Origin of the sequence: Demequina maris (assembly GCF_000971155.1) — a bacterium.
GTDB lineage: Bacteria > Actinomycetota > Actinomycetes > Actinomycetales > Demequinaceae > Demequina > Demequina maris.
Genome location: NZ_BBLX01000001.1, coordinates 463105 through 472184 on the forward strand (window position 1 = coordinate 463105; position 9080 = coordinate 472184).

8 protein-coding genes and 1 rRNA gene are annotated in these 9080 nt (G+C 72.7%); 2 read left to right on the top strand and 7 right to left on the bottom strand.

The genetic code is table 11. The features are described 5' to 3' along the window. Genes AOM02_RS02200 through AOM02_RS14190 form a run of 5 tightly spaced genes read right to left on the bottom strand, consistent with a single transcriptional unit; the run spans position 1 to position 5018 of the window. A complete protein-coding gene (locus AOM02_RS02200; protein ID WP_062296172.1) occupies positions 1-864 on the bottom strand; it encodes an NAD kinase in 864 nt (287 codons plus the stop codon). Beyond that, on the bottom strand, positions 861-1670 hold the full coding sequence (locus tag AOM02_RS02205; protein ID WP_062296174.1) for a TlyA family RNA methyltransferase: 810 nt from the start codon (positions 1668-1670) through the stop codon (positions 861-863). The genes AOM02_RS02200 and AOM02_RS02205 overlap by 4 nt, the downstream gene beginning before the upstream one ends. 2 nt (positions 1671-1672) lie before the next feature. Continuing rightward, on the bottom strand, positions 1673-1846 hold the full coding sequence (locus AOM02_RS14185; RefSeq protein WP_156156035.1) for a hypothetical protein: 174 nt from the start codon (positions 1844-1846) through the stop codon (positions 1673-1675). Between the two features lie 11 nt (positions 1847-1857). Further along, positions 1858-2859: an HAD-IIA family hydrolase gene (locus AOM02_RS02210; protein ID WP_062296176.1), complete on the bottom strand. Its 1002-nt coding sequence runs from the start codon at positions 2857-2859 to the stop codon at positions 1858-1860. Continuing rightward, on the bottom strand, positions 2856-5018 hold the full coding sequence (locus AOM02_RS14190; protein WP_062296178.1) for a hypothetical protein: 2163 nt from the start codon (positions 5016-5018) through the stop codon (positions 2856-2858). Before AOM02_RS14190 ends, AOM02_RS02210 begins: the two co-directional genes overlap by 4 nt. Positions 5019-5160: 142 nt before the next feature. On the opposite strand from AOM02_RS14190, the gene AOM02_RS02220 reads away from it, so the two are divergent. After that, positions 5161-7854, top strand: a complete 2694-nt coding sequence (locus AOM02_RS02220) for a DEAD/DEAH box helicase (RefSeq protein WP_062296180.1) — start codon at positions 5161-5163, stop codon at positions 7852-7854. A 3-nt stretch (positions 7855-7857) separates the two neighbouring features. Here AOM02_RS02220 and AOM02_RS02225 read toward each other — a convergent pair whose 3' ends face one another. Further along, positions 7858-8229, bottom strand: coding sequence for a YccF domain-containing protein (locus tag AOM02_RS02225; RefSeq protein WP_062296182.1), 372 nt, complete (start codon positions 8227-8229; stop codon positions 7858-7860). A 96-nt stretch (positions 8230-8325) separates the two neighbouring features. On the opposite strand from AOM02_RS02225, the gene AOM02_RS02230 reads away from it, so the two are divergent. Continuing rightward, positions 8326-8904 (top strand): ATP/GTP-binding protein, encoded by a 579-nt coding sequence (locus tag AOM02_RS02230; protein ID WP_062296184.1) that lies wholly within the window; start codon positions 8326-8328, stop codon positions 8902-8904. Positions 8905-8944: 40 nt separating this feature from the next. Here AOM02_RS02230 and rrf read toward each other — a convergent pair. Further along, positions 8945-9061, bottom strand: a 5S ribosomal RNA gene (gene rrf, locus AOM02_RS02235). Positions 9062-9080 lie beyond the last annotated feature (19 nt).

Below are 9080 nucleotides of genomic sequence, written 5' to 3' on the forward strand. Positions count from 1 at the left end.
TCAGATCCCCGCTCCCCACCCCGCGACCGGGCGCGTGCCGCGGAAGCCGTCGACGGGCAGGGAGAACTTCTGGACGAGGCGCTCGGAGAACGGCGCGTCGGACATGCGGGCGAGACGCACCGCGTGGGCGCCGCGGGTGACCTCGACGCGGCCGCCGCGGGCGATGTCGATCGCGCGGGCGCCGTCGAGCACCACCTGGCCGTCGCTCGACGAGCGGTCGAGGATCTCGACCGTCACGCGCGAGGACGGGCTCACCACGAGCGGACGCGAGAACAGGGCATGCGCGGCGAGCGGGACGACGAGCAGCGCGTCGACGTCGGGCCACAGCACGGGCCCGCCCGCGCTGAAGGCGTGCGCGGTCGAGCCGGTCGCGGTCGCGACCACCACGCCGTCGCAGCCGAAGGTGGACAGCGGGCGCCCGTCGATGTCGAGCGCGACCTCGATCGTGGTGCGCAGGTTGGCGCGCTCGACAGTGACGTCGTTCAGGCCCCAGCCGGTGGTCTGGACGCCGTCCGGGGAGGTCACGGTCACGTCGATCGTGCCGCGCTCCTCGATCGTGTAGTCGCCGGCGGCCAGGCGGCGCGCGGCGTGCGCAACGTCGTCGCGCTCGAACTCCGCGAGGAAGCCCACGTGCCCGAGGTTGACCCCGAGCAGCGGGATCCCGGTGCCGCGCGTGAGGTCCGCGGCGTGGAGGATCGTGCCGTCGCCGCCGAGCACCAGCGCGGCCTCGATGGGCTTGTCGCCGGTGTGGAAGTCGGTGCAGGTCGCGACGCCGTCGGCGCGCAGCGCCTCGGTGGCGAGCTCGGCGGCCTCGAGCGCCTCGGGACGATGCGGGTGGGCCACGATGAGGATGCGGCGGGTCATGGCGTCCCTCCCGTCTCCGACTCGATCGCGGCTCTGACCTGGGCCTCCGTGAGCGGCGGCCCTGACTCGCCCCTAGCCTGCCACGACCGCGAGGCCCACACGAAGAACTCGACGTTGCCGTGCGGACCCGGGAGCGTCGAGCGCGCGATCCGGCGGATCCGGAGGCCCGCGGAGGTCATCGCGGCGACGACGTTCGCGACGGCGCGGGCGCGGTCGTCGAGGTTCGAGACGACGCCTCCCCTGCCCAGGCGCTCGCGTCCCACCTCGAACTGCGGCTTGACCATGAGCAGCAGGTCGGCGTCGTCGGCGCACACCGCGACGATCGGGTCGATCAGCAGGGTGAGGGAGATGAACGAGACGTCGGCGACGACGAGGTCGGGCCGCTCCCCCAGGTCGTCGAGCGTGAGCTCGCGCGCGTTGAGGCCCTCGCGGGCGACGACGCGGGAATCCGCGGCGATGCTCGGCGCGAGCTGGCCGTGGCCCACGTCGATCGCGTGGACGCGGGTGGCGCCGCGCTCGAGCAGGACCTGGGTGAAGCCGCCGGTCGAGGCGCCGACGTCGAGGGCGACCCGGCCGCGCGGGTCGACCTCCGGGCACGCGTCGAGGGCCCCGAGGAGCTTGTGCGCGGCGCGCGACACGTACTGGTCGGGCGCGACCACCTCGACCGCCGCATCGTCCCCCACCTCGAGGGCGGGCTTGGACACGACGGCGCCGTCGACCGTCACCGCGCCGGCGGCGATGAGCTCCTGCGCGCGGGTGCGCGACGGGACCAGGCCGCGCGCTACGAGCGCGCGGTCCAGCCGCATGCTCAGCGCGACTCGTCGCGGAGGCGCGTCGACAGCGCCTCCTGCACCTTGTCGAAGAACTCGGCCTGCTGGTCGAGGTCGTCGGGGAGCTCGGTCACGGCCTTGAGCGCCTCGCGAACCTCCGCGGGGTACTCGACCTGGCCCAGGGAATCGCGCGCGTCGTCGAGATCAGCCATGGCACTGGAGGCTAGCCGAAGTGCGGGAGGGTCTCAACGTCCACCGGGTGGCCGGCGTCGGCCGCGTCCCACGCGGCGGCGCAGGCGGCGCGGAGCCGGTCCATCGGCGTGCCGCCGTCCGCGACAAGGCGACCCTCGGTGACGCGGGCGCGGGCGTCGCGCACGTGCCACCAGTTCTCGGCGAGGCGCGGGTACGGGTGGGGCTCCGCGAGCGTCGAGAGGTCCTCGCCGATGAACGACGGGCGCTCCTCCGGAATCGCGAGGATCGCGTCGCGCGCGGTCGAGACGCCCGTGAGGACCAGGAGGCCCGGGACGTCGGCGGCGCGGGCGCCCTTGAGGTCGGTGTCGAGACGGTCGCCGATCATGAGCGGACGCGTGCTTCCCGCCTTGGCCGCGGCGAGGCGCAGCATCGCGGGCTCGGGCTTGCCGGCCGCGAGCGGCACGACGCCGGTGGCGGTGCGCACCACGCCCACGAGGGAGCCGTTGCCGGGGGCGAAACCTCGCTCGTTGGGGATCGTGAGGTCGAGGTTGGTCGCGAAGAAGCGGGCGCCGGCGTTGATCGCGTAGGTCGCCTCGGCCAGCTGGCGCCAGCCGAGGTCGGGCGAGAAGCCCTGGATGACCGCGGCGGGGTGCTCCTCCGCGCTGTCGACGACGACGTAGCCCTTCGCCTTGACGGCCGTGTAGAGGCCCGCTCCCCCGACGACGAGGATCTTCTCTCCCGCCGGGACGTGCTCGGCGAGGAGCTCGGCGCCTGCCTGCGCGGCGGTCATCACCTCGGTGGGCGCGCACGGGATGTCGAGCTCGCTGAGGTGCTCGGCGACGGTCTCGGGCTCGCGGTTCGCGTTGTTGGTGACGAACATGACGCCCATGCCGGCCGCGCGCGCCGCGTCGAGGGCGGGCGGCGCGGACGGGACCGCGTGCGGACCCTTGTACGCGACGCCGTCGAGGTCGACGAGCGCGACGTCGAAGGTGTCCTGCAGGGCGACCTCGGTGCCGATCAGGCCAGCGCTCATGCGCGGTCCTCGTCCTCGGCGGTCTCGGCGTCCTCGCTGTCCGCGTCGTCGGCGTCGTCTGCGTCGTCGTCCTCGTCGACCTCGTGGAGGTCGTCCTCGTCGTCGAACTCGGGGGCTTCGTCGATCTCGTCGTCCTCTTCCTCGAGCTCCGCGTCCGGGTCGGGCAGCTCGGCGGTGTCGTAGAGGACGATGTCCTCCTCGATCTCCTCCTCGACCGGCTCCGGGATGGACGCCTCGAGCTCGTCGGCCTCGGCGTCGCGGCCCAGCGCGCGGAGGACCGCGACCTTGGCCTCGTCGACGCGGACCTGGAGGTCGGCGTTCGGGGTGCTGATGCGGCTGAGGATGAGGTGCGCGGCCTCCGCGTCGCCCATGTCGAGGCGGGCGCCGGCGACGACGATGCGCATCTCGACGGCCGAGTCGGCCGGCAGCACCTTGGCGTCGGGCTCGTCGGCGATCGCGAGGGCGCGCTCGGGGCGGCCGAGGCCGCGCTCGCAGTCGGCCATGAGCGGGAGGTGCTCGATCGAGCCGCCGAGGCGGCGGACGGTGCGGAACTCGCGCAGCGCCTCGGCGTAGCGCCCGGTGGCGTACGCGGTGAGGGCCGCGGCCTCGCGGACCACGTCGACGCGGCCGCCGCGCTGGAGCGCGACCTGCGCGTGGCGGTAGGCCAGCTCGGGGTCGATGTCCAGGAGGTTGCCGGCCATGATGAGGTGGCGGCCGACGTCCTCGGCGTTGTCCTTGCTCAGCGTGCGCAGGCGCGCACGGACGGCGCGGTCGAGCTGGCCGTACGTGATCTCCTCGGGTACCTCGGGGGCCTCGATGACCTGCGACTTGGTGAGCGGGACGCCCGCGACACGGGCGGTGCGCTCCTCCGACTCGGGGCGGGTGCGACCGCCGCGATCCGGGCGGGCGCCGGGACGGCCGGAGCCACGCGGCGCGCGGTCGCGGTCGAAGTCGCGACGGGGGCGGTCGTCGTAGCGGCGGGGACCACGGTCGCCGTCGAAGTCACGACGGGGACGGTCGTTGTCGTACGAGCGGCGGGGACGGTCGTCGTAGGACCGCTGCGGGCGGTCACCGTCACGACGCGGGCCACGGTCACCGTCGAAGTCACGACGCGGACGGTCGTTGTCGTACGAGCGGCGGGGACGGTCGTCGTAGGACCGCTGCGGGCGGTCACCGTCACGACGCGGGCCGCGGTCGCCGTCGAACTGGCGACGGGGACGGTCGCCATCGCGACGGGGACGGTCACCGTCGAAGTCACGACGGGGACGGTCGTTGTCGTACGAGCGACGGGGACGGTCCTCGTAGGACCGCTGCGGACGGTCGCCATCACGACGCGGGCCGCGATCGCCGTCGAACTGGCGACGGGGACGGTCACCGTCGAAGTCACGACGGGGACGGTCGTTGTCGTACGAGCGACGGGGACGGTCCTCGTAGGACCGCTGCGGGCGGTCGCCATCACGACGCGGGCCGCGATCGCCGTCGAACTGGCGACGGGGACGGTCACCGTCGAAGTCACGACGGGGACGGTCCTCGTAGGAGCGCTGCTGACGCTCGGCGCCGTAGGAGCGGCGCGGGCGGTCCTCGTCGTACGAGCGGCGCGGGCTGCGGTCGCCGTCGAAGGAACGGCGCGGGCGGTCGTCGTTGTACTGGCGCGGGCCCCGGTCGTCGTTGAAGTTGCGGCGCGGGCGGTCCGAGTTCGCAGGGCGCGACGGGCGGTCGCCGTCGAAGCGGCGCTGCGGACGGTCGCCGTCTCGACGCGGGCCGCGGTCGCCGTCGAACGACCGACGCGGGCGGTCGTCGCGGTCACCCTCGCGGCGCGGGCCGCGGTCGCCGTCGAAGGAGCGGCGGGGACGGTCGTCGCGGTCACCCTCGCGGCGCGGACGGTCACCATCGAAGGAGCGGCGAGGGCGGTCGTCGTTGTACTGACGACGCGGACGGTCGTCGCGGTCTCCCTCGCGGCGCGGGCCGCGGTCGCCGTCGAACGAGCGGCGGGGGCGGTCGTTGCGGTCGTTGTCGCGACGCGGACGGTCACCATCGAACTGACGACGGGGGCGGTCACCGCCCTCACGGCGCTCACCGTCGCGCTGCTTGCGCGGGTTGATGCCGGGGCGCGAGTCGTAGCTCGCGCGGCGCTCGTCGCGCTCGTCCCTGTCGTTCATGATGCTCCTGTCCAGTTGTGTGGACGCTCCCGCCATTCTTGCGCGCCTGGGCGCGAAGAACCGGGTGAGTACGTCCCGAGTAAGTCCTTGTCACACGCGGTCGCGACATCCCGAGGGGTCGAGACACGGGACAATGGAGGAGATGACCTCCACCGACACGTCCCTGCTCGCCCGCCTTCCGGAGACGGCGCCCGGCGCGGTTCCCGATCCTGACGCGCTCTACGACGCTTTCGCGACGTGGGCGGCGGACCGCGACCTTCCATTGTACCCCCACCAGGAGGAGGCGCTGATCGAGCTCGTCTCGGGCTCGCACGTGATCCTCGCGACGCCGACCGGCTCGGGCAAGTCCCTCGTCGCGGCGGGGGCCCATCTCGCCGCCCTGGCCGCGCATCGTGCCGGAGTCGGCGGCCGCACGTTCTACACGGCGCCGCTCAAGGCGCTGGTGTCCGAGAAGTTCTTCGCGCTGATCGAGATGTTCGGCAGCGAGAACGTCGGCATGATGACGGGCGACTCCGCGGTGAACCCCGACGCGCCGATCATCTGCTGCACCGCCGAGATCCTCGCGAACCTCGCGCTGCGGGACGGCGCCGCGACCGACGCCTCGCTCGTGGTGATGGACGAGTTCCACTTCTACTCCGACCCGCAGCGCGGCTGGGCCTGGCAGGTGCCGCTGCTCGAGCTGCCGGGCACGCAGTTCCTGCTGATGTCGGCGACGCTGGGCGACACCTCGTGGCTCGTGGAGGACCTCGAGACCCGCACGGGACGCGCGGTCGCCGAGGTGGCCACCGCCGAGCGGCCGGTCCCGCTGACGTTCGAGTACATGCTCGAGCCGCTGCCCGAGGTGGTCGAGCGCATCGTGCAGACGGGGCGCGCGCCGGTGTACATCGTGCACTTCACGCAGAAGGACGCGGTCGAGCGCGCGCAGGCGCTGCTCAGCATGGCCCTCGCGACCCGCTCCGAGCGCGACGCGATCGCCGAGGCGCTCGACGGGATCAGCTTCGGCACCGGCTTCGGCAAGACACTGAGCCGCTTCCTGCGCGCCGGTGTGGGCGTCCACCACGCGGGCATGCTGCCCAAGTACCGCCGCATCGTGGAGCGGCTCACCCAGCAGGGCCTGCTCAAGGTCGTGTGCGGCACCGACACGCTCGGCGTGGGCATCAACGTGCCCATCCGCACCGTGCTGCTGACCTCCCTGGTCAAGTACGACGGCGAGAGGATGCGCCACCTCACCGAGCGCGAGTTCCACCAGATCGCGGGCCGGGCGGGACGCGCCGGCTACGACACCGAGGGCGAGGTCGTCGTGATGGCGCCCGAGCACGTGATCGAGAACCGCAAGCTGCTCCTCAAGGCGGGCGACGACCCGAAAAAGAAGAAGAAGATCGTCCGGAAGAAGGCGCCGCAGGGCCACGTCAACTGGACCGACGCGACCTTCGAGCGCCTCCGGGACGCCGACCCCGAGCCGCTCACCTCGAGCTTCGCCGTCACGCACGCCATGGTGCTCAACCTCCTGGCGCGCGGCAGGGACGATGCGCGCAGCGGGCGCGAGCCGCAGGACCCCGTGCTCGCTCTGAAGGGCCTGCTCGCGGCCGTCCACGAGACGCCGACGCAGCGGGCCGCGCACGCGCGGCAGGCGCTGCGCATCTACTGGTCGCTGCGCCAGGCGGGGGTCGTCGAGCGCATCCGCATCCCCGACCCCTCGCACCCGCGGGGCGAGCGCCCGTCGGTGCGCCTCACGGTGGACGTGCCGCGCAACTTCGCGCTTAACCAGCCGCTGTCCCCGTTCGCGCTCGCCGCGATGGACCTCGTCAACGTCGAGGCACCCACGCACGCGCTGGACGTGGTGTCGGTGATCGAGTCGACGCTGTCCGACCCGCGGCAGCTCCTGCTGGCGCAACAGTTCCAGGCACGCGGCGAGGCGGTCGCGGCCATGAAGGCCGAGGGCCTCGAGTACGAGGAGCGCCTCGACGCGCTCGAGGACGTGACGTGGCCGCGCCCGCTGGCGGACCTGCTCGAGCCGGCGTTCACCATGTACCGGCGCTCGAACCCGTGGATCCTCGGCGCGGAGCTCGCGCCGAAGTCCGTGGTGCGGGACATGCTCGAGAAGGCGATGACGTTCGGCGATCTCGTCTCGGCGTACGGGCTCGAGCGGACCGAGGGCATCGCCCTGCGCTACCTCGCCGAGGCGTACCGGGCGATGCGCCAGACCGTGCCCGAGGACCACCGCACCGAAGAGGTGCAGGAGATCACCGAGTGGCTCGGCGAGGTGGTGCGGTCCACGGACTCGTCGCTGCTCGACGAGTGGGAGCGGCTCTCCAACCCGGCGGCCTACGTCGAGGACGACGCGGACCCGAAGGCACCCGACGTGACCGGGACGATGCCCGGGCCGGCGCGACCGCTCAGCGGCAACCCGCGCGTCCTGCGGCGCCTGGTCCGCAACGCGATGTTCCGACGGGTCGAGCTGGCGTCCCGGCGTGCGTGGGACGCGCTCGGCGGCCTCGACAAGGAGGCGGGCTGGGACGCGTCTGCCTGGGAGGATGCGCTCGCGCCGCTGTTCGACCTGCACGGGGACGATGCGGTCGGCATCGGTCCGGACGCGCGCTCGAGCGCGCTGCTCACCTTCGTCGAGGCCGGTTCGGCGGGCGACGACGGGCGGGAGCGCGCGGCGCTGGCCGCCGCGGGACATGCCGAGGCGCCGGCGGGCACCTGGATCGTGCGCCAGGTGATCGACGACCCGGCGGGCGACCACGACTGGGCGATCGTCGCGGCCGTCGACCTGGACGCGAGCGACGAGGCCGGCGAGGTGCGGCTCGAGGTGCTGGCGGTGGGCGACCGCTGACCGTCAGTGCGTCTCGACGACGATGCGCCCCATCGGGGTGAGCGAGATCGGGATGAGCTTGAGGTTCGCCCACGCCATCGGGATGCCGATGATGGTGATCGCCAGTGTGAACGCGGTGACCACGTGCGCGATCGCGAGGATCAGCCCGAGCGGGATCCAGAGGATGTTGCCCACGACGGTCCACGCGCCGGCCTCGGCGTCGCGGACGACCTCGCGGCCGAAGGGCCAGATCGCATAGTTGGCGATGCGGAAGCAGGCGATGCCCGCGGGGATGCCGATGATGGTGATGAAGGCGATGACGCCGACGATCGCGTAGGAGACCCACAGGCCGATGCCCGCGAAGAAGAACCAGATGATGTTGAGCAGCGTGCGCACGGAGAGCTCCCGGTAGACGACGGTGGGCCACCTGGCCCTTCCCCGCTCAGCCTACGGGGGTGCGCCGAGCCGCGCCGGTCCATACGCTGTCGTCCCATGCGGATCGTGGTCTCGGGCACTCATGCCAGCGGCAAGAGCACGCTGATCAGCGACTTCGCTTCGCGGCATCCGGAGTACGAGGTGCTCGGCGACCCGTTCGAGGAGCTCGCGGACGAGGGCTACGTCGACCTCGACGCCGCCCTCTTCCGGGCGCAGCTGGAGATCGCCGCCCTCCGCCTCGAGGAGGCGGCCGAGGGGTCCAACGTGATCGCCGAACGCGGCCCGATGGACTTCGTCGCCTATCTCGAGGCGCTCGACCGGCTCGAGCGACGCGGCCGCTCGAGCGCCTCGTCGAGGGCGGGCCTGGCCCGGGCCGAGGCGGTCGCCGACAGGATCGATCTGTGGGTGCTGTTGCCGCTGGACGACGGCGACCCCATCGCGGTCGGCGAGGACGAGGACCCCGAGCTCCGCGCCGCGATGAACGATGCGCTCCTGGACCTCGCGGATGAGGCCGGGTTGGCAGGCGCCGTGGTCATCGAGCTGACGGGCGATCCGAAGGCCCGGCTCGTCATGCTCGAACGGGCGGTAGCGCCGTCACCGCGCTCGGAGTCCCAGAGCGAAAGTGCTGGTATATGACGAAAGGCCCCCGACTGTGTCGGGGGCCTTTCTAATGGGTGCGCCGCAGCGTCCTACTCTCCCACACCCTCGCGAGTGCAGTACCATCGGCGCTGGGAGGCTTAGCTTCCGGGTTCGGAATGGGACCGGGCGTTTCCCTCCCGCTATGGCTGCGGCAACTTTATGGAACTATCAAG

What these genes read in the sequence shown, in the direction of transcription:
- AOM02_RS02220 (WP_062296180.1), top strand. Translation starts at nt 5,161, where the DNA reads ATGACCTCCACCGACACGTCCCTGCTCGCCCGCCTTCCGGAGACGGCG.
- AOM02_RS02205 (WP_062296174.1), bottom strand. Translation starts at nt 1,670, where the DNA reads ATGCGGCTGGACCGCGCGCTCGTAGCGCGCGGCCTGGTCCCGTCGCGC.
- AOM02_RS14185 (WP_156156035.1), bottom strand. Translation starts at nt 1,846, where the DNA reads ATGGCTGATCTCGACGACGCGCGCGATTCCCTGGGCCAGGTCGAGTAC.
- AOM02_RS14190 (WP_062296178.1), bottom strand. Translation starts at nt 5,018, where the DNA reads ATGAACGACAGGGACGAGCGCGACGAGCGCCGCGCGAGCTACGACTCG.
- AOM02_RS02210 (WP_062296176.1), bottom strand. Translation starts at nt 2,859, where the DNA reads ATGAGCGCTGGCCTGATCGGCACCGAGGTCGCCCTGCAGGACACCTTC.
- AOM02_RS02230 (WP_062296184.1), top strand. Translation starts at nt 8,326, where the DNA reads ATGCGGATCGTGGTCTCGGGCACTCATGCCAGCGGCAAGAGCACGCTG.
- AOM02_RS02200 (WP_062296172.1), bottom strand. Translation starts at nt 864, where the DNA reads ATGACCCGCCGCATCCTCATCGTGGCCCACCCGCATCGTCCCGAGGCG.